Below are 17,704 nucleotides of genomic sequence, written 5' to 3' on the forward strand. Positions count from 1 at the left end.
CTGTCTAGCGCATCTTCTTGAGCAGCCACGAGAAGGACTCGCCGCTGCGCGGAATCTTGGCCGAGATGACCAGTTGCCGCGTGGCAAGCGGCCGTCCCATGCCGTCGGACCACAGGCTCTCCTCCAGGGTGACCGGGTCGCGGCCGGAGCGGAACTGCCAGAGGCTGCCATCGGGCAAGGCAAGCGTGACGCCAAGACCGTCCCGCCCTTGCGCAAGCTCGATATGAGGGCCGAGGTGGAAGCGCAAGGCAACGCCGATCATGCCCCGCTTGCCGCGGCGCCCGCTAGGCACCAGCAGGTCTTCTCCGCGAAGCTCGCTGCCGTCGTCACGGATGATCAGAATGCGGCGGTGGGTGAGGCCGTAGCGGCTAACGTAGCCGTTGTGGCTCGCTTCGATCCGGGTGGCACCGGCGCCTTCGCCGCTCAGAATCCGGCGATCGACTTCGACCTCGGATACGCCGGGGCCAAGCTTGCCGTTGATGAGGACGGCGGTCGAATTGAAGTCATCGATCGCGAGTGTCGAATGCGCGGCAGTGGCGCGCAAGCCCTGTGCAAGCCGCAGCGGAATAAGCCCGCCAGCAAAAGCTGCACCGCCGCAATTGACGATCAAACGCTCCCCGCCGTGGCTGAATTCGAAAGCCAAAGTCGAGGCGCAGCCATCGCGGGCATGTCGCGCAAGTGGCGGCGGCGCGGCATCGAATTGCAGCACCGCCTTGCCTGCGTTGACCCGCTGGTAGCCCCAGTGGCGCGCGTCGCGCAGAGGGCGCGTGCGCACACCGCTCGCCTTCATGAGCGCGGCGATGCGTTCCGGAGACACGGCACCGGCACCCTGCCATGAGCCAAGTCCGCCATCGCTATGCAACAATGTAAGCAACGGGGGAACCAGCAGCTCAAGGATTGCATCGAGCTGCGGCGGCGGGGTGCTGCGCACGGCTGCATAGCACGCGCGAAGCTCGATCAGCAGTTCGACTGCCTCGATCTGACCGAGCGGGCTGCGCGAAAGCACACCGCCATCATCGCTGACAAGATTGCCCAGCGCCTTGATCAATCCACCTTCGCCAAAAAGCCTGCGGGCGCGGCCTTCGGCCAGCAAGAGGCCCGCCGCGGTAATCGCAGTCCAGCCCGCGACTTCGGCGAGGGTATCTTCTGCACGCCCAACATGGCGGTCGAGCCAGCGCGCCGTATCCTCGAATGTCGTCAGAACCCGGGCGCGCAGCTTGCGATCCTGGCTCGACAACAGGAGCGGCGCGTGGATCAGCCATGCCAGCAGACGATGTCCGGCATTGCCGACCGCCCAGGCCGGGCCTGCACCGGGCTGCGGATTGGCGGCAAGCCAGGCGGCGAAGATGCGTTCGGCAACCGGCGCGCATTGCGGCCGCGCCGCACAACCTGCGAGATCGCGGAGCCAGCCGAAGCCATGCACCATGCGCTCGAACGGTGGAGAGAGCCGGGGACCGCTGAACTCGGTGTCCGCGATCGGCAGCTTGACGCCATGGAGCAGGAAGTGCCCAGCCCTGATCGCGGTTCCGGATGCGGGGTCGCCCGCGAGCGTGCTTTCCACCGTGGCCGTCAGGCGTGGGCGGGCGCGCTTGCGGAACGGATTGAGGGTCGAGGGCGGAATGCCCAATCCGTAGGCGAGCCGGATCAACCTTTCGCCGGCGCTGACCTGCGGAGGGGAGAAGTCGGCAATGGCCAAAGCCCTGCCGGGTTCGAGCGGCGCAACATCGGCTTCAGCTTGAGCAAGCGCGAGTGGTTCGGGTGCAGGGCCAAGCGGCAATGCCAGCCGCCCCTCCCCGCCATCAACCACGGGGCCTTTCGCCGGCCCGAGGACTGCGCCCTCTTCCTGGGCCTCACGGGTTCCGGGGAACAGGCGCGCCACGGCGTCAGTCAGCGCCCTTCAGCGCGGCGATATTGGCGGCATAGCAAGTGGGGCCGCCCTTGAACGAGGCCGTGCCGGCAACCAGTACGTCTGCCCCGGCATCAGTGCACTGGCGTGCTGTTGCGGTATCGATACCGCCATCCACTTCCAGATGAATCGAGTGGCCGGCCTTGTCGATCATCTTGCGCACCGCTTCGATCTTGCGGAGCTGACTGGCGATGAAGCTCTGGCCGCCGAAGCCGGGATTGACGCTCATGATCAGGACCAGATCGATCTCGTCGATGAGGTAATCGAGCATCTTGGCGGGCGTGGCGGGATTGAGCGCGATACCGGCCTTCTTGCCCAGCGCTCGGATGGCCTGAACCGTGCGGTGGATATGGGGGCCCGCTTCGGGATGCACGGTGATGATATCCGCGCCAGCGGCGGCGAACGCCTCAAGATAGGGATCGACCGGCGCGATCATCAGGTGGACGTCGAAGGGCTTGGCGCTGTGCGGGCGCAAGGCCTTCACCACTCCGGGCCCGATCGTGATATTCGGCACGAAGTGGCCGTCCATCACGTCGACATGGATCCAGTCTGCGCCTGCAGCGTCGATCGCCCGCACCTCTTCACCTAGCCGGGCAAAATCGGCTGACAGAATCGAAGGGGAAATCAGCGGCGCGGCCATCACGAAAAACTCGCAAACAGGGTTCGGCGGCGGTTGGCGCATTCGCGCACGGCAGCGACCTTATCTCCTCTGCGATTACCGGTGGCGAATCAGCGGAACAAGCGCGAATGCCTCGCTTTTCCACACGCATTATCCCTATTCTCAGCCGATTCGGCGCAAACACCGCTGTCGGCGGCCAGCTTTGGGTAAACTTGGCCTCAAGGTTGCCCTTGCCGAACAGGGCAAAGCCCGCCTATTCCCCCGCCCTGTCCGCGCGGCCTCTTCCAGAGACCGGCGTTATCGGGAAAGAATGCCATGATCCTGCCGAAGTGGCGCACCGCCCTGGCCCTGCTGCTGGGACTGATGATCGCGCCGCAGGGAGCGCTAGTGCCACTGGCCCACGCTGCGCCGGCGTGCGTCGGGCCCGCGAGTGAAACATGGATCAACATCACTGTTGATCGGGTACGCAATAGTCGGGGCCTGATCACGGCGACCCTTTATCCGAACGATCCCAAGCGCTTCCTCGTCAAGAACGGCTCGCTCTACGTGGCGAGCACGCCCGCTGCGGCCGGGCAGACGAGGTTCTGCCTGTTCGTGCCGCACCCTGGAACGTATGCGATCGCGATCTACCACGACGAGGATTCGTCTGGCACGATCAACCGCGGTGGGCTCTTTGGCATTCCCAGTGAAGCTGTCGGCTTCTCCAACAATCCGACGATCTTCCTGGGACCTCCCTCGCTACGTTCGGTTCTCGTCAAGGTCGAGCACGCCAACCAGTCGATCGCCATCAACGTGCGGAAATTCTGATCCTATCGATCAGATTGCCGCAAATGCTGCCGTGAGGTGACGCGGGGCCAGTTGCTCCGCGAGATCATGGGCGCGCGGGTCATCGACATCCATCCACCAGGCACCGCCGATGTCGTACGTGGCGGCGCGGCCGCGGTCCGCCAGCCATTGCATGCCATCGGAAAGGCTGCCGGACTTGCCGGCGGCGATGGCTGAGGCAATCGCTTCGGCAAGGCGCTGTGTGGCGAGAAACGCCCCGCAATCAACCGCATCCCATGCGGGTATGGTCTTGCCGATGGCACTGATGAAGCCGTTCGCGTCGAGCTTGACCCATGTTGCGTCGTCGGGATCGACAAGCGGGCTTTCGGTTTGCCGGTCGATCGCCAATGTCACGTCGCGGGTCTCGCTGCCAACGCTGCGCAAGGCAGCAAGAATAGCGCTGTCGAACATGTGGTCCGCCATCATCAGCAGGTAGTCGCCCTCGCAGCGCGAAGCGCCGGCCATGACGGAAAAGCCGTTCGGCTTGCTCCAGTCGTCCACCCGTACGGTTTCGATTTCCACGGCGACGTTCTGGGATAGCCCGGCAAGGAAACCTTCGACAGCATCCGCGCGGTGGCCCGTGACCACGACCACCCGCGTCACGCCTGCAGCTGCGGCCTGGCGGATCCCGATCTCGATCAAGGGAACGCCGCAGACCGGGGTGAGCGGCTTTGATGGCGACAGCGATGCCAGCCGGCTGCCATAGCCGGCGGCGATGATCACGGCATCCATGGGGTCAGTTTCTCTCCGGGCCGGGTCTTTTAACACAGACGGCGCCGATCCTGCATCAGGACCGGCGCCGCCAGTGTTGCCTGCGTTGAAAGCTTACTCGGCAGCCAGTGCGGTTTCCGAGATGTATTCGTCAACCAGCTGGGCGGCGACATCATCATTGAACTGCTGCGGGGGGTGCTTGCAGAAATAGGCCGAGGGACCGATCAGGGCCCCGCCTTCGCCGCGCTCCAGCGCGACCTTGCAGCAGCGGATCGCGTCCATCACGCAAGCGGCAGAGTTCGGGCTGTCTTCGACCGAGAGGCGAAGCTCGAGGTTCATCGGCACGTTGCCCCACTGCGTACCTTCGAGGCGAAGGAAGCACAGCTTGTTGTCCTTCTGCCAAGGCACATAGTCCGAAGGGCCGACGTGGATGTTCTCGTCGGCGAGGCGCTGGGCCAGCATGGCCTGCACCGCCTCGGTCTTCGATTCCTTCTTGGAACCAAGACGCTGGCGATCGAGCATGTTCATGAAGTCGGTGTTGCCGCCGGTGTTGAGCTGGTAGGTCTTCTCGACCGTCACGCCGCGCGCGCCGAACAGGCTGGAAAGCACGCGGTGAACGATCGTCGCGCCGACCTGAGCCTTGATGTCGTCACCCACGATCGGAAGGCGCTTGGCGCGGAACTTGGCTTCCCATTCAGGACGGCTGGCGATGAACACCGGCATGCAGTTCACGACACCGACGCCCGCTTCGAGCGCGCATTCCATATAGAATTCGGTCGCCGTTTCCGAACCGACGGGAAGGAAGTTGATCAGCACTTCTGCACCCGATTCGCGCAGCGCCGCCACGATCGATTCGCGGGTGGCTTCGGGCGCATCGGCCAGGATGAAGCCGCGCTCGCCCATGCCGGTCATGTGATCGGCGACGCCATCGAGGATCTTGCCCATGATGACCTTGGCACCGCTTGCGGGCACGGTCGGCTGGAACACGGCGGTGCAGTTCGGCGCAGCGAAAATCGCTTCCGAGATGTCCTTGCCGACCTTGCGGGCATCGACGTCCACACCCATCACGAACTCGACGTCGCCAGCGCCATAGCCGCCAATGCGCTCATGGATCAGGCCCGCGGAAGAGTTGGTGTTGCGGTAGAACTCTACACCCTGCACCAGCGAGCTTGCGCAGTTGCCCACGCCGATCACTGCGACCTTGATTGGCTTCATTGTAACCCGATCCCCTTGGACAAACGGAATACCGTTGTAACTAAACTGCCTCACTCCACACAAAAGCTACAGATTGCAAGGATATTTCCGCGACGTCACGCAAGCGGGAACAATGTGGTAGCGGGTGGGCTACCCTCCGGCATTGTTGCATCTGCGAAGAAAACGTCTGCGCGCGCGAGCGATGGCCATAAAAACCCCCTGTTTTCCCAGAAAACAAAGTGTCATTGCGATTAAGTACGAGTACGCTGATCCATTGTGCAACGCAGCATAAAACGTCCCGTGGACCCTCTCTGACACGGCATTGCCCCTAGTGGCAGCGCCTCCGGAAGGCTGTGCGCTGGTCACGAATCAACGGGATTCACTCTCGCTGAGCCTGCCCAGCAGGAGGGCGGCGGCGATGAGCCCCATGCCCAATGCATCCAGCGCGCCCATGGTCTCTCCAAAGGCCAGCCATCCGACGAGGATCGAGACGGCGGGCTGGGTGAGCAGCACGACGCCGATGATCAGGGCGGAGAAATGACGCAGCGCGAAGACGATGAGGCCTTGCCCCACGACCTGGCTGCAGAAGGCCAGCGCCACCAATGGCCACCAAACGTGCGGCCAGATCGGCTCGCCCAGCCAGATCGCGATTCCCAGCATCACCGGGGCACTGGCGATGGTGGAGGCGCAAAGCAGTTCCCAGCTTTCGAACCGGCCGCGCGCACCTTGTAGCAGGAGGATATAGAAGAAGTAGAACACCCCGGCGAGGATGCAGAACAGATCGCCTATCAGGGTGGCATGGTCGATCTCCAGCGATCGCCCGAGCAGAATGGCTGCGCCGCAGACGGCCGCGACGATTGCTGCAATTTCCACCCGCCGGGGCAGGCGGCGCGCCGCGATGAGACCCCAGGCCATCAGGATGAGGCTGCCGGAGTTCCCGAACAGCGAAGCATTGCCCAGACGCGTATAGGCGATCCCGATATGCCAGCTCGCCAGATCGAGAGCAAAGAACACCCCCGCCGTGGCAACCACCAGCCAGCCTGTGAGCGGGATGGCCGGCCTGCCTGGCACACGTTGGCGCAGGGCGAGGAAGGCAAGGAGCGGCAACGGCAGGAAAAGCCGCCAGAAGCCGGCGGAAACCGGACCCGAATCGGCAAGGCGCACGAACCATGGCCCCAGCGCGAGGGCAAAGTTGCCACCGAGCAGCGCGACGAAGTGCCAGGGGTTTGGGCGCGTTTCCTCCCGCCCGTCATCGATGCTCGTCATGATCCGCTGGTCAACTCGCGCTTGTCATGCGGACACCGGCATCCTAGCTGGGTTGCAAATGGAAACCCTGTCGGGCGCGACGGGGTCAGGCTATCAGGTTTGGGGGGCTGACGCCGACAAGGCGATGTCCCACTGTCCATCATGGCCATAGAGCGCCCGCTCAGGTTTCCCAAGCCCCTCTTCCGCAAGTCTTGTGTGCGCAGCACGCTCCGTTGATCTGTTTCAGCACCCCTATTCCGAGAAGGACCCCAGTCGATGCACGAATCGCTTTTCCGGCCGATCCAGCTTGGCGCGATTGCAGCGCCGAACCGTATCCTGATGGCACCGCTGACGCGTGGCCGCGCCGGACCCGATGCCGTTCCGACCGAGATCATGCAGACCTACTATCGCCAGCGTGCGGACGCGGGCCTCATCATCAGCGAGGCAACCGGGATCAGCCGCGAAGGTTCCGGCTGGCCGAGCGCGCCGGGCATCTGGTCCGATGCGCAAGTGGAGGCGTGGAAGCCGGTAACCGAGGCCGTGCACGAGGCGGGCGGCCGGATCATCCTGCAACTGTGGCACATGGGGCGGGTCGTTCACCCTTACTTCCTGGACGGTGAGCCGCCGGTCTCCGCCTCGGCAACGCAGGCTCCGGGGCATGCCCACACGCCTGAAGGCCGCAAGGAGAACGCCGTAGCGCGCCCGCTCCGGCTCGATGAGATGCCGCGCATCGTCGATGACTATGGCCATGCAGCCGAGAACGCGAAGCGGGCCGGGTTCGATGGCATTCAGCTCCACGGCGCAAACGGCTATTTGATCGACCAGTTCCTGCGCAATTCCTCGAACCTCCGCGATGACGATTACGGCGGCAGCCCGGAAAACCGCGTGCGGCTCATGCGCGAGGTGATGGAGCGCCTCGTTGCGATCTGGGGTGCCGATCGCGTGTCGATCCGGCTTTCACCCAATGGCGAAAGCCAGGGCGTTGACGATAGCGATCCCGCCACCCTTTTCGCCGAGGCCGCCCGGGTGCTAGAAGCGCTCAAGGTCTCGTTTATCGAACTGCGCCAGCCTGGGCCGGACGGTACCTTCGGCGCGACGACAGTGCCGCCGCAGGATCATGTTTTCCGTGCGCATTATTCGGGGCCGCTGGTGCTTAACAGCGACTATACGCCGGAAGGCGCAGCGGCCGATGTCGCCTCCGGGCGGGCAGACGCCGTCAGCTTTGGCCGGCCCTACATCTCGAATCCCGATCTGGTGGAGCGCATTCGTCTGGGCGCGGAGCTCGCGCCGAATGTCGGCGTGCCGCAGACATGGTATTTCCCCGGTGAGGCTGGATACATCGACTATCCGACGCTCGCAGAGGAAAAGGCAAGCGCCACCGCGTAGGCGTGTGGTGCGGCACGATAGACACGACCGGTAAGGCCATAGGAGCAAGACATGCGCACGATTCCGCGATCCTGGCTGTTTGTGCCCGGCGATAGCGAGAAGAAGCTGCTCAAGACCCCGGAGACGGGTGCGCATGCGCTCATCGTTGATCTGGAAGATGCGGTGGCGGTCTCCGCCAAGCCGGCTGCGCGGCGCTTGACGCGCGACTGGCTGGAGGCGCACCGGCGGCAGATCACGATGCGCAAGCAGGCGCGGTGGGTGCGGATCAACGCCGTCGAAACCGGCCTGTGGCGCGAGGATCTGGCGGCCGTCATGCCTGGCGCGCCGGAGGGGATCATGCTGCCCAAGGCGGAAGGGCCGGAGCAGATCCGGCAGGTGGCAGCAGAGATCTACGAGCTCGAACAGCGGCATGGCATCCCCAATGGCCAGACCCGCCTTCTGCCGCTGGTGAGCGAAACGCCGCGCGCCGCTCTGACCATCACCGCCTACATGGATGCATCCATGCCGCGCCTGGCCGGTCTGACCTGGGGGGCCGAAGACCTCTCTGCCGAGCTTGGCGCTGCGCGCAAGCGCGATGCCGATGGCCAATGGACCGATGCGTTCCGCTTCGTGCGCGCACAGACCTTGCTTGTTGCCCACGCCCGCGGCGTCTGGGCGATCGATACGCTCTATGCCGATTTCCGGGACGTCGAAGGTACGAAGCGGGCTGCGGAAGCGGCCCGCGCGGATGGCTTTGCCGGCATGCTGGCGATCCATCCCTCACAAGTGCCGCTGATCAACGCTGCCTTCACGCCCAGCGAGGAAGAACTCGCCCATGCGCGGGCCATTGTCGATGCCTTTGCGGCGAATCCCGGAGTGGGTGCGCTTCAGCTGCACGGACGGATGCTGGATCAGCCGCACCTGCGTCAGGCCAGAGCGCTGCTCGGCCTCGATTAGGAGGGGCGTTGGCTCAGGGGTTGGGCGCCTTGGGGGCTGCCGCAGTCTTGGGTGCGGCGGGAGCCGGGTCTGCAGGGGCAGTATCGGTGGTGGCTGCTGGATCGGCGGCCGCGTCCGAAGCGTCGGCAGAGGCACCGGCATCCACTTTGGCGGCGGCGCTGCGTGCTGCGGGTGCCAGAGGTGCCTGCGCTTGCGACTGGTCGGTATCGAGCATCGCGTCACTGACCGAGCCCGGCAGGATCTCACCACTCGCGGTCGAACTTGCCTGCGGAGTGGATGATGAGTTGCAGGCGCCGAGCACCAGCAGCGGCACAAGCACAACAGCGACGGAACGGGAGGGCAAGAGACGGATCATGGCAGGTCCTTGGCGGCGGCACCCCCCGCATCACGCGGTTCCAGATTGGCCAGAAAGGCTTCGCACCGCGCCAGCAATGCCCGATCCCACGCATCCGGTGCAACCGAAATGCCAAGCGCTGCCAAACTGGTGACGCCGTAGTCCTCGATGCCGCACGGCACGATACCGCCAAAATGCGTGAGGTCGGGAGCCAGATTGACCGAGAAGCCGTGCATCGTCACCCAGCGGCGGATGCGGATGCCGATCGCGCCGATCTTGGCTTCCCTGCCGTCCGCCCCGCGTGTCCAGATTCCCACGCGGCCTTCAGCCCGCCACGCTGGCACGCCGAAATCGCCCAGCGTATCGATGACCCAACCCTCGACCGCATGGACGAACCCGCGCACATCGCGCGCACGCTTGCCTAGATCGAGGACCAGATAGCCGACGCGCTGGCCCGGCCCATGATAGGTGTAGCGCCCGCCGCGTCCGGCCTCGACCACATCAAAGCGGGCATCGAGCAGTTCATCCGCAGCCGCGCTGGTCCCTGCGGTATAGACCGGCGGATGCTCCAGCAGCCAGATCAACTCGCGCGCCTTGCCTTCGTGCACGGCGGCGTTGCGGGCCATCATGTCCTCGAGGGCCTCGCGATAGGGCACCAGGTCCTGAGCCTGCCTGATCTCGATCTGATCCGGAACTTGCATAGCTCATGCGCATGAACGCCTGCCCGCCCGCTGGCAAGGGCGAGTAGGGGTTGATTGCACCGCAGCGGGGGGTGCGTATCCCGTCCGGTCCTGCTAGGGCTGCCGCCGAAAGGGACATGACTGCCGTGACGACTTTGGACAGCAGTGCGGCTTGGGCCAGCGCCACGCGGATGGTCGCCGCCAACCGCGACCTTCTCATGGCGATTGCCGGGGTCTTCTTCGTGCTTCCCGGTCTTGCCGGGGCCGTCTTTGTGCCTTCTCCGGCGATGACACCCGAGATGAGCGAGACCCAGATCCTGGCGGTAATGCAGTATTACTACGCCAGCTCCTTGCCGGTGCTGCTGCTTCTTTCGCTGTTTCCCATGGCCGGGATGCTGACAATGCTCGTTGCCATGCTCGATACGGCAAGGCCCACCGTGGCGCAGGCCATTCGCCGTAGCGTGCGCGCCCTGCCGTCGTACTTCGCAGCGCAGCTGCTGATTGCGCTTGCCATCGTTCCGCTTTCGATGGCGCTTGCGAGTGTGCTGGCCCTGATCTTGCCCGACAGGCTTGCGGTATCCGTGGCCCTCGGACTGCTGCTTTATCCCATCATGCGCACCATGCTGGTGGGGCCGGTGGTTGCCGGCGAAAACGTCCGCAATCCGGTGACCGCGATCCGGGAGAGCATCGGGCTGACCCGGCGCAACGCGGGGCGGATCCTGCTGTTCATCGGCATGGCCGGCTTCGTGTTCCTTGTCGTCTACGGGCTCATCATGATGTTTGTCGGTGTCGTGCTCGTGCTCATGTTCAAGGGGGAACCGCAGCGCTTGCTTGGTGAGGCAGTCTCGGGCGTGCTACTGGCGATAGGCTACACCTACTTTGTCGCCATGCTTGCGGCCGTCTATCGGCAACTCGCCGGCGATCCGGCTGGCACGGGCGTGCGGTGAAGCAGATGGAAGAGGCTGATGTCCAGCTGCCGCGGAGCCGCATGGCGCTGCTGTTCATGGTCATGCTCGTCACGGCTGCCGGCAATACCGCAATGCAGTCGGTCATGCCGTCGATCGGCACGCATCTCGGCATCGCCGATGTCTGGGTAAGCCTCGCCTACAGCTGGTCTGCGCTGCTCTGGATGCTGCTTGCGCCGTTCTGGGCGCGCCGCTCGGACCGCCGCGGGCGCAAGGCGATGATGGCCTTGGGCCTTGTCGGCTTCGCGATCTCGTTCGCCTTGTGCGGTGCGGCGCTCCATGCCGGATTGAGCGGTGCGATCAGCGGCCTGACCGCCATTCTGCTCTTCGCGGCGGCACGCTCGCTCTATGGTGGTTTCGGCTCGGCGGCACCGCCAGCCGTGCAGGCCTACGTCGCCAGCCGGACGAGCCGTGCGGAACGGACGCAAGCCTTGTCGATGGTCTCCTCCAGCTTTGGGCTGGGCACTGTCCTTGGTCCGGCACTTGCTCCGTTGCTGATCCTGCCGGGCGTGGGGCTGATAGGTCCGTTTGCGGCCTTCACGCTGGCGGCCGTCGTTGTGCTGGTGCTGCTGCGATTGCGGCTGCCGGACGATGATCCGCGCTTTGCCGGTCGGGGCGAGATTCTGGGCGAGCCCATGAGTGCGTCCTCAAGCCCGCGGATGGGGAAGGAAGGCGATGACTCGCATGACCAGCTCCATGGCGAGGTCGATCCGGGCCTTCATTCGATCGATTCGAAAGAAGGAAGGCTGCGCTGGGGCGATCCACGCTTGCGGGCCTGGCTCGCGGCGGGAACGCTGGGTGGGCAGGCCCAGTCGATCCTGCTTGGGGTCGTCGGCTTCCTGCTCCTTGACCGGCTCGGCCTGCGCCATCAGCCGGATGCCGCTGCGGGGCCGATCGGGCTGGTCCTGATGTGCGGCGCGGTCGCCACGCTGCTGGCGCAGTGGGGTCTGATCCCGATGATGAAGCTTGGGCCGCGCACATCGACGCTCTGGGGAATGGGCCTCGTCGCGGTTGGAACGCTCGGCATGGCCGTCGGCCGCGATCTCCACGCCATTGCGACCGGCTTTGCCATTTGCTCGCTGGGTTTTGGTCTGTTTCGTCCCGGCTTCACGTCCGGTGCGAGCCTTGCGGTAACTCCGGCGGAGCAGGGGCAGTCAGCCGGGATTGTCGCTGCGGTGAATGGCTCGGCCTACATCATATCGCCCGCGATCGGCGTCTGGCTCTACAACCATTCGAACTGGCTGGCCTGGGGTGTGGTCGAGCTGCTTGCCCTGACCGTCATCCTGATCTGCGCTTTTGGGATGCGCCGCGATCCCGCAGTCTGACGCAATCAGGGCAGATCAAGCCGGGAGACAACGCGGGCTGCGGCAGCATCATGAAGCCGCACCGACAGCATGAGCAGCAGATTGAGGCCCACGGACAGGTAGATGAAGTACCACAGCGGACTGCCTGCAATCATCGACAAGCCGAGCAGGATCGCCCGCGGGTTTGGCCCGAGGTAGCGCAGCATCACGAGCAACGGCCGCTGTTCGCGCTGAACTTCAGCACGAATGCGCGCCAGCAGGGCAGGGTCGTTTGCCATGGCCCGCGTTACGGCGGCATCGATCCGCAGGGCGTTCGGGCTCATGCCGGCCGCAAGCCGCAGGTAGCCGGCTACGACAACCCGCAGCAGCCAGCCGATACCCCCTCGGTCGCTGAACAGCGCGCGATCACTGCCGCTTGAGTTGTGCAGCCATGGCGTGCCGTAGGTCCAGTGCTGATAGAACCGCCGCTGAACCTCGACATGGTTGGCCTGCACGATATGCCCGGCACCCGCCGCCAGCGTCCAGAACCACGCCCAGCCTGAACCAAGCGTGCGCGTCAGGACAAGCGCGAGAAGCACGTAAAGGACAATGTGGCTGACATAGTCGCAGATGCCATCCACAAGCTCGCCCAACGGGCTCGTGCGTCCCGTGATGCGCGCCAGATCTCCGTCTGCACCGTCGACCACGTGCCACGACATGTGGAGCAGCATGCCCAGCATCGCCCAGAGCGGTCCGGATGTGCTCCAGTAGACCGCGCCTGCGGCGACGACCATCAGGCCACCGAAAACCGAAACCATGTTGGGCGTAATCGGCGTGGGGGCGAGCAGGCGCGCCAGCTGCCAGGCCAACGGGTGATACAGGTAATGATTGAGCGCGTCCTGCATCTCCCGCGCCCGCGCCGGCCGTTTTACGGGCGCAGGCTGTGATGCCGATGGGGAAGTGCTCATGCCGCCTGTGCTGCCTTACTTGCGCGCGCCGAGATCGCCCAGACCGACTGTCCCGCTGGCCATGGCCAGCATGGCATCAAGGCTCTTCTTCGCATCAAGCCGCAGGGTCTCCTCGATCTCGATCCGCGGAGCCAGATCACGCAGTGCGATGTAGAGCTTTTCGAGCGTGTTCAGCGCCATGTACGGGCAGATGTTGCAGTTGCAGTTTCCATCCGCTCCCGGCGCTCCGATGAATGTCTTGTCCGGAAGCGCCAGCTGCATCTGGTGGATGATGTGCGGCTCGGTCGCGACGATCAGCGTATCACCCGGGAATGTGCGCGCAAACTGAAGGATGCCGCTGGTCGATCCGACATAATCGGCGTGGTCGACGATCGTCGGCGGGCATTCCGGATGCGCTGCAACGGGCGCACCGGGATGCTGCGCCATCAGCTTGAGCAATTCGGTCTCCGAAAATGCCTCGTGCACGATGCAAACGCCGGGCCAGAGCAGCATCTCACGCCCGAACTTGCGATTGAGATAGCCGCCCAGATGACGGTCCGGACCGAAGATGATCTTCTGCTCCGGCGAGATCTGCGCGAGGATCGTTTCGGCGCTTGATGACGTCACAATGACGTCGCTGAGCGCTTTCACTTCGGTCGAGCAATTGATGTAGGTGAGCGCGATATGATCGGGATGGGCCTCGCGGAACGCACGGAACTTCTCCGGCGGGCAGGAATCCTCAAGGCTGCAACCGGCATCCATATCGGGCAGGATCACGATCTTTTCAGGGCTCAGGATCTTGGCTGTCTCGGCCATGAATTTCACGCCGCAGAAGGCGATCACTTCGGCATCGGTCGCAGCAGCCTTGCGCGAGAGTTCAAGGGAGTCGCCGACGAAATCGGCGAGGTCCTGGATCTCGGGCTTCTGGTAGTAATGCGCCAGGATCACCGCCTTGCGGTCCTTGCGCAGCCGGTCGATCTCGGCGCGCAGATCGAGACCGGAAAGATTGGCGGGCTGGGCTGTCATGGCTCGAAATCCCCTGGTCGAGAGAAGGCTGATGCCCCCACTGCTTGACGCGGCACTTAGGCACCCCCGGCGCTACGGGCAATAGCCTCTGCGTACGCCGCCACCATCGGCATTCCGGCGAGCAACTGGATCAGCGCATGCACCGCGACCACCAGGCCCATGCCGAGGAGCGTGGCCGGATGAACGCGGCCCAGCATCTTGCCGTCGTGGCGAGCCATGATCCCGAGGAAGCCGACCTGCAGGGCGGCTTCCAGCCATCCTCCACCAACCTGACCCAGCAGCGGCATGGGCAGCAGCCGTCCGAGCGCTGGTTCCATGAGGATGACGGTTGCCGCGATCATCAGCCGCCGGTGCCACTGCGTCTGCCGGCGCATGGCAATGGCGACCCCCACCGTAAGCGCGAAGACGGCCACTTCGACATGTGTAAGCGCCAGAAAGTAGGAATCCGTGAAGAACGGAGGAACCCGGTGCGCGGCCAAGGCCATGCGGCCAGCAAAGGAGCCGAGGCCCACGATGGCGAGAACGAGCGCGAGACTGGCCCAGCCCAGCCGGCGATGCAGAGCCAGGTTCCCGCTCCCGGCAAGGCGGTTTTGCGTAACGATGGTGCCGAGCCAGCCGAGCATGGCAAGGCCGTGGGTGTGGATATAGAGCGGGGTCCGGACCGGATTGACGAACCCACGCAAAGCCCATTGCAGAAAGCCGAACACGATCAGGCCGGCGAGCACTTGCGCCAGGCGCGTGAAAAACCGTTGGTCCGTAAGATACGAATCGTTCGATTGCACCGCTGCGAAGTCCATCGTCCCGCTCCCCTATTCCGCCTGCGTCTTTTGCGCCTGGGCGAACCAGTTCCTGATTGGCAGGCTATGGCTTTGCCGGCTCTCCATCAATCAAAACCGACAGTTTGACGTCGCCAAATCCGGCTACCTGCAGCGGGATGGCAAGGTTCTGCCGGATTGCGTCCTTCGCCGCAGAGCGCGCCAGCCCCAGCAGCACCGGGTTGGCTGCCTGCTCCACCGCGAGATGTTCAGCCAGCTTCGTGTTGTCACGCGTCAGCTTGTCCTGCGCGGCGCGGGTGATCCACACGCCTTCGCGCAGATATTGCGCGCGTGCTTCGTCAAGGTTTGGACGGGTGACCTCGAGCGCGGGCAGGCGCACGGTCAATGTCTGGCTCACCGCGTCCCAACGCATGCGGTCCCGGCCCACTTTCCCCAGATCGATGGCATAGTCGACCCGCGCCGGGATGACCGCGACCTGCCGCGAGGTGACAAGGCCAAACAAACGGCTGTCATCGCTGGCCACGACCGGTGCCAACTCGGCGCTGAACACCGTGAGGCGATCCTGTTTGTCGAATGCGACCAGACTGGTCGCAAGCGGATCCCCGATCGGCACCGGTTTCCACGTCTGCCACGCCAGCCAGATGGCGATGGCCGCAGCGCCAAGGAACAGCAACCAAGGCAGAACCGCCAGGCGGCCACGCACCTGAACCAAGGGGGCTGATGGCCCAGGCTGCGGGTTCAGGCGATCAAGGTCCATTGCAACTCCGGAGCGTCCGGCCCGCGGGCAATGCGGCCCTGTGCCTCGAGATCGATGAGATGCGCCAGCACCGAACGGCCTGCTGCGCCATTGAGGCGCGGATCGAGGCCCTTGTACATCTGGGCGACCATGTCCGGGATCGTGAACGGCGCCTCGCCGAGCAGTCGCAGGATCTGCGCTTCGCGCTGACGTCGATGCCCGATCATGCCGCGCACAAGCTGCTGTGGCTTCGTGACGGCCGGACCATGCGCGGGATAATAGACCGTATCCTCGCGGCTCTGGAGCTTTTGCAGCGAGAGCATGTAGGCCTTCATGTCGCCGTCCGGCGGCGAAACGACTGTTGTCGACCAGCCCATGACGTGGTCACCCGTGAACAGCGCGCCCGTTTCCCGCAAGGCAAAGCACACGTGATTGCTGGTGTGGCCGGGGGTCGTCACTGCCTCCAGTGTCCAGCCATCGCCTGAAACTTGCTCACCGTCGATTAGAACCCGGTCGGGCTTGTACAGTGGATCAAATTCGGCATCGGCCCGCACGCCGACGCCAGCGCCACTGTCGTCAATCGCCAAAGCGGCGCAGCCGATGATCGGCGCTCCGGTCGCCGCCTGCAGAGGCAGCGCGGCGGGGCTGTGATCGCGGTGGGTGTGCGTGCACATGATCGCCACCAGCCGCTGCCCCGCAATCGCCTTTATAATGGCGTCGACATGGCCATCGCCATTCGTATCGGCATGGCCGGCCACACCGGTGCCGGTCGGGCCTGGATCGATGACGGCGACATCGCGGCCGCTGCCGACCAGGTAGGTCTGCGTGCCGTTGAAGGTAAAGGGCGAAGGGTTCGGAGCGAGGACCCGGCGCACTTGCGGTTCCAGAACAACCGCAAGGCCGGTGTTCCATTCAGACCGATCAGGGATGGAGATGCCCGGTGCAGGGTTCGTGGTAGCCATATGTGGGATATGGGGATTTTCAGGCAGCGGCGCAACGCTGCGCCGCTCGATCAGCAGTGCGGCAAATCAAAGCGAAGCCGGGATTGTTGCTGCCAGCCTTTGGCGCAGGCGCTCGACGGCGCTGCCTGAGGTGTCAGGGTCCCCCCGCCACGCACGTTCAAGGCGCTGAATCCGCGCATAAAGTCGCTCGCTGTCCTGCACGCAGCGCTGGGCATCAGCAGGCAGCGCGAGAACCTGAACAGGATCGTTGAGCGGAAAGTTGGCTATCAGGCGGCCATGCCGGCGAAGCTGCAACTCGCTGAGTTCACCTGCGAAATAGGCGCGGTGATTGAGCAACCACGCCAGACAGTGCATGATCCGCGTGGTCGTCCGCAGCGCCTCGCAGCTCACCTGCACATGCGCCAGATCGGCATCGGGGTCATCATTGGCACCTACCAGCGCCCGCTTGTCATGGCCCTGTCGCAACCGGTCAAACACCGCACGCACTTCTTCTGCAAGGACCAGTGCATCGGCATACAGCGCTTCTATGATGCGCGGATTGAGATTGGGCATGAGCGCCATGATCTGCGCATAAGCCCATCCTGACGCCGCACTCAACACATCCCCGGCGACGCGTTCACCAGGTTTTGAAACTGTGCCGGAACGATACGCCCAGCGAGTTTTGGGCCCACTCGTTCATCGCAGGTCAAGAATCTGAAATCAGGCGATTATGTCGGGAATCAGGTAGTCCTCGAGCAAGGCGATCTGGTCCTTCAGCCGCAACTTCCGCTTCTTGAGACGCGCGACTTGCAATTGATCATGCGCGCCGGTGCCGGACAGGGCGTCGATTGCCGCATCAAGGTCGCGATGCTCGATCCGCAGCATCTCAAGCCGCTTGCGCATTTCGTCTTCAGTCAACCGCGCCACTCCTAATCCTGCCCGCGCCGACAATGCCGTATTGCGGCCCGCAGCGTCCTTGCGGGCCTTCACGCGTTAACGCTTTGCTGCAACCGGAATACGCACAAACACGCGCTTTGGACATCCCGGCGCAGATGGGCTTGCAAGATACGGCGATTGTGGGAGCATGACAACGCGCCTGCTCGGACGAGTCGAGGCCGACACGTCCATGCCGGCGCAAGAACTTCGGTCCAAATGCTACGGTAGTGATCCTGCCGCCGGAGCGGGCCGAGGCTG

19 protein-coding genes are annotated in these 17,704 nt (G+C 64.4%); 5 read left to right on the plus strand and 14 right to left on the minus strand.

Translation table 11 applies throughout. The features are described from left to right. Positions 1-4 precede the first annotated feature (4 nt). Positions 5-1,879 (minus strand): heparinase II/III family protein, encoded by a 1,875-nt coding sequence (locus ACO06X_RS11985; protein WP_421836495.1) that lies wholly within the window; start codon positions 1,877-1,879, stop codon positions 5-7. A 4-nt stretch (positions 1,880-1,883) separates the two neighbouring features. After that, positions 1,884-2,546 (minus strand): ribulose-phosphate 3-epimerase, encoded by a 663-nt coding sequence (gene rpe / locus ACO06X_RS11990; protein ID WP_421836496.1) that lies wholly within the window; start codon positions 2,544-2,546, stop codon positions 1,884-1,886. 294 nt (positions 2,547-2,840) lie between these two features. Between rpe and ACO06X_RS11995 the strand changes: the two genes are divergently transcribed. After that, positions 2,841-3,332 (plus strand): DUF2141 domain-containing protein, encoded by a 492-nt coding sequence (locus tag ACO06X_RS11995; protein ID WP_421836497.1) that lies wholly within the window; start codon positions 2,841-2,843, stop codon positions 3,330-3,332. Positions 3,333-3,341: 9 nt separating this feature from the next. Here the strand turns inward: ACO06X_RS11995 and ACO06X_RS12000 are convergent, their stop codons facing one another. The 3 genes from ACO06X_RS12000 to ACO06X_RS12010 all read right to left on the minus strand — a co-directional run bounded on the left by ACO06X_RS12000 (position 3,342) and on the right by ACO06X_RS12010 (position 6,521). Next, complete coding sequence (locus tag ACO06X_RS12000) at positions 3,342-4,082, minus strand: NTP transferase domain-containing protein (protein WP_421836498.1); 741 nt, start codon at positions 4,080-4,082, stop codon at positions 3,342-3,344. Between the two features lie 93 nt (positions 4,083-4,175). Next, a complete protein-coding gene (locus ACO06X_RS12005) occupies positions 4,176-5,276 on the minus strand; it encodes an inositol-3-phosphate synthase (RefSeq protein WP_421836499.1) in 1,101 nt (366 codons plus the stop codon). 348 nt (positions 5,277-5,624) lie between these two features. Next, entirely contained in the window at positions 5,625-6,521 is an 897-nt protein-coding gene (locus tag ACO06X_RS12010) for a DMT family transporter (RefSeq protein WP_421836500.1), read from the minus strand. Between the two features lie 255 nt (positions 6,522-6,776). Here ACO06X_RS12010 and ACO06X_RS12015 point away from each other — a divergent pair, with 255 nt between their 5' ends. After that, a complete protein-coding gene (locus ACO06X_RS12015) occupies positions 6,777-7,886 on the plus strand; it encodes an alkene reductase (protein WP_421836501.1) in 1,110 nt (369 codons plus the stop codon). A 51-nt stretch (positions 7,887-7,937) separates the two neighbouring features. Then, positions 7,938-8,822, plus strand: a complete 885-nt coding sequence (locus ACO06X_RS12020) for an HpcH/HpaI aldolase/citrate lyase family protein (protein WP_421836502.1) — start codon at positions 7,938-7,940, stop codon at positions 8,820-8,822. Between the two features lie 13 nt (positions 8,823-8,835). Here the strand turns inward: ACO06X_RS12020 and ACO06X_RS12025 are convergent, their stop codons facing one another. Next, complete coding sequence (locus tag ACO06X_RS12025) at positions 8,836-9,177, minus strand: hypothetical protein (RefSeq protein ID WP_421836503.1); 342 nt, start codon at positions 9,175-9,177, stop codon at positions 8,836-8,838. Continuing rightward, positions 9,174-9,857, minus strand: coding sequence for a lipoyl(octanoyl) transferase LipB (lipB, locus tag ACO06X_RS12030; protein ID WP_421836504.1), 684 nt, complete (start codon positions 9,855-9,857; stop codon positions 9,174-9,176). Before lipB ends, ACO06X_RS12025 begins: the two co-directional genes overlap by 4 nt. 125 nt (positions 9,858-9,982) lie before the next feature. Here lipB and ACO06X_RS12035 point away from each other — a divergent pair, with 125 nt between their 5' ends. Next, positions 9,983-10,783, plus strand: a complete 801-nt coding sequence (locus tag ACO06X_RS12035) for a hypothetical protein (protein ID WP_421836505.1) — start codon at positions 9,983-9,985, stop codon at positions 10,781-10,783. A 5-nt stretch (positions 10,784-10,788) separates the two neighbouring features. After that, complete coding sequence (locus ACO06X_RS12040; protein WP_421836506.1) at positions 10,789-12,126, plus strand: MFS transporter; 1,338 nt, start codon at positions 10,789-10,791, stop codon at positions 12,124-12,126. A gap of 5 nt (positions 12,127-12,131) precedes the next feature. Here the strand turns inward: ACO06X_RS12040 and ACO06X_RS12045 are convergent, their stop codons facing one another. The 7 genes from ACO06X_RS12045 to ACO06X_RS12075 all read right to left on the minus strand — a co-directional run bounded on the left by ACO06X_RS12045 (position 12,132) and on the right by ACO06X_RS12075 (position 17,428). Further along, positions 12,132-13,052, minus strand: coding sequence for a CDP-alcohol phosphatidyltransferase family protein (locus ACO06X_RS12045; RefSeq protein WP_421836507.1), 921 nt, complete (start codon positions 13,050-13,052; stop codon positions 12,132-12,134). Positions 13,053-13,067: 15 nt separating this feature from the next. Next, positions 13,068-14,057, minus strand: coding sequence for a quinolinate synthase NadA (gene nadA / locus ACO06X_RS12050; protein ID WP_421836508.1), 990 nt, complete (start codon positions 14,055-14,057; stop codon positions 13,068-13,070). Between the two features lie 56 nt (positions 14,058-14,113). After that, the gene (locus ACO06X_RS12055) at positions 14,114-14,854 is read right to left on the minus strand and encodes an adenylate cyclase (RefSeq protein WP_421836509.1); all 741 of its coding nucleotides are present in this window, start codon (positions 14,852-14,854) and stop codon (positions 14,114-14,116) included. Between the two features lie 64 nt (positions 14,855-14,918). Continuing rightward, positions 14,919-15,590 carry a DUF4230 domain-containing protein gene (locus tag ACO06X_RS12060; protein ID WP_421836510.1) on the minus strand — a complete coding sequence of 224 codons (672 nt, stop codon included), beginning with the start codon at positions 15,588-15,590 and terminating at the stop codon, positions 14,919-14,921. Beyond that, on the minus strand, positions 15,572-16,531 hold the full coding sequence (locus tag ACO06X_RS12065; RefSeq protein ID WP_421836511.1) for an MBL fold metallo-hydrolase: 960 nt from the start codon (positions 16,529-16,531) through the stop codon (positions 15,572-15,574). The genes ACO06X_RS12060 and ACO06X_RS12065 overlap by 19 nt, the downstream gene beginning before the upstream one ends. 66 nt (positions 16,532-16,597) lie before the next feature. Beyond that, entirely contained in the window at positions 16,598-17,092 is a 495-nt protein-coding gene (locus tag ACO06X_RS12070; protein WP_421836512.1) for a DUF1465 family protein, read from the minus strand. A gap of 138 nt (positions 17,093-17,230) precedes the next feature. Continuing rightward, positions 17,231-17,428, minus strand: a complete 198-nt coding sequence (locus ACO06X_RS12075; protein ID WP_054122704.1) for a YdcH family protein — start codon at positions 17,426-17,428, stop codon at positions 17,231-17,233. Positions 17,429-17,704: the final 276 nt, after the last annotated feature.

It is taken from the genome of Novosphingobium sp., from assembly GCF_965229225.1.
Taxonomy (GTDB): Bacteria; Pseudomonadota; Alphaproteobacteria; order Sphingomonadales; family Sphingomonadaceae; genus Novosphingobium.

What these genes read in the sequence shown, in the direction of transcription:
- ACO06X_RS12005 (WP_421836499.1), bottom strand. Translation starts at nt 5,276, where the DNA reads ATGAAGCCAATCAAGGTCGCAGTGATCGGCGTGGGCAACTGCGCAAGC.
- ACO06X_RS12045 (WP_421836507.1), bottom strand. Translation starts at nt 13,052, where the DNA reads ATGAGCACTTCCCCATCGGCATCACAGCCTGCGCCCGTAAAACGGCCG.
- ACO06X_RS12000 (WP_421836498.1), bottom strand. Translation starts at nt 4,082, where the DNA reads ATGGATGCCGTGATCATCGCCGCCGGCTATGGCAGCCGGCTGGCATCG.
- ACO06X_RS11995 (WP_421836497.1), top strand. Translation starts at nt 2,841, where the DNA reads ATGATCCTGCCGAAGTGGCGCACCGCCCTGGCCCTGCTGCTGGGACTG.
- ACO06X_RS12070 (WP_421836512.1), bottom strand. Translation starts at nt 17,092, where the DNA reads ATGGCGCTCATGCCCAATCTCAATCCGCGCATCATAGAAGCGCTGTAT.
- nadA (WP_421836508.1), bottom strand. Translation starts at nt 14,057, where the DNA reads ATGACAGCCCAGCCCGCCAATCTTTCCGGTCTCGATCTGCGCGCCGAG.
- lipB (WP_421836504.1), bottom strand. Translation starts at nt 9,857, where the DNA reads ATGCAAGTTCCGGATCAGATCGAGATCAGGCAGGCTCAGGACCTGGTG.
- ACO06X_RS12010 (WP_421836500.1), bottom strand. Translation starts at nt 6,521, where the DNA reads ATGACGAGCATCGATGACGGGCGGGAGGAAACGCGCCCAAACCCCTGG.
- ACO06X_RS12020 (WP_421836502.1), top strand. Translation starts at nt 7,938, where the DNA reads ATGCGCACGATTCCGCGATCCTGGCTGTTTGTGCCCGGCGATAGCGAG.
- ACO06X_RS12065 (WP_421836511.1), bottom strand. Translation starts at nt 16,531, where the DNA reads ATGGCTACCACGAACCCTGCACCGGGCATCTCCATCCCTGATCGGTCT.
- ACO06X_RS12025 (WP_421836503.1), bottom strand. Translation starts at nt 9,177, where the DNA reads ATGATCCGTCTCTTGCCCTCCCGTTCCGTCGCTGTTGTGCTTGTGCCG.
- ACO06X_RS12060 (WP_421836510.1), bottom strand. Translation starts at nt 15,590, where the DNA reads ATGGACCTTGATCGCCTGAACCCGCAGCCTGGGCCATCAGCCCCCTTG.
- ACO06X_RS12040 (WP_421836506.1), top strand. Translation starts at nt 10,789, where the DNA reads ATGGAAGAGGCTGATGTCCAGCTGCCGCGGAGCCGCATGGCGCTGCTG.
- ACO06X_RS12015 (WP_421836501.1), top strand. Translation starts at nt 6,777, where the DNA reads ATGCACGAATCGCTTTTCCGGCCGATCCAGCTTGGCGCGATTGCAGCG.
- rpe (WP_421836496.1), bottom strand. Translation starts at nt 2,546, where the DNA reads ATGGCCGCGCCGCTGATTTCCCCTTCGATTCTGTCAGCCGATTTTGCC.
- ACO06X_RS12055 (WP_421836509.1), bottom strand. Translation starts at nt 14,854, where the DNA reads ATGGACTTCGCAGCGGTGCAATCGAACGATTCGTATCTTACGGACCAA.